This window comes from Streptomyces sp. AC627_RSS907 (assembly GCF_019049165.1).
In genome coordinates this window covers 1-392 of sequence record NZ_JAGMUE010000169.1, presented here as the reverse complement: position 1 = coordinate 392, position 392 = coordinate 1, and the positions used below count along the sequence as shown (strand labels likewise).

Below are 392 nucleotides of genomic sequence, written 5' to 3'. Positions count from 1 at the left end.
CGAAGTTACGGGGGCATTTTGCCGAGTTCCTTAACCATAGTTCACCCGAACGCCTCGGTATTCTCTACCTGACCACCTGAGTCGGTTTAGGGTACGGGCCGCCATGAAACTCGCTAGAGGCTTTTCTCGACAGCATAGGATCATCCACTTCACCACAATCGGCTCGGCATCAGGTCTCAGACTATTGCCAGGCGGATTTACCTACCTGACGTCCTACACCCTTACCCCGGGACAACCACCGCCCGGGATGGACTACCTTCCTGCGTCACCCCATCACTCACCTACTAACCGCTTGGTCCGGCGGCTCCACCACTTTCCATTCCCCGAAGGGTCCGGAACGGCTTCACGGCCTTAGCATCACGATGCTCGATGTTTGACGCTTCACAGCGGGT

At 56.9% G+C, this 392-nt stretch carries 1 rRNA gene; it reads right to left on the bottom strand.

Going from position 1 to position 392, the window contains the following annotated elements:
• A 23S ribosomal RNA gene (locus tag KUM32_RS30440) occupies positions 1–392 on the bottom strand; the annotation flags it as partial.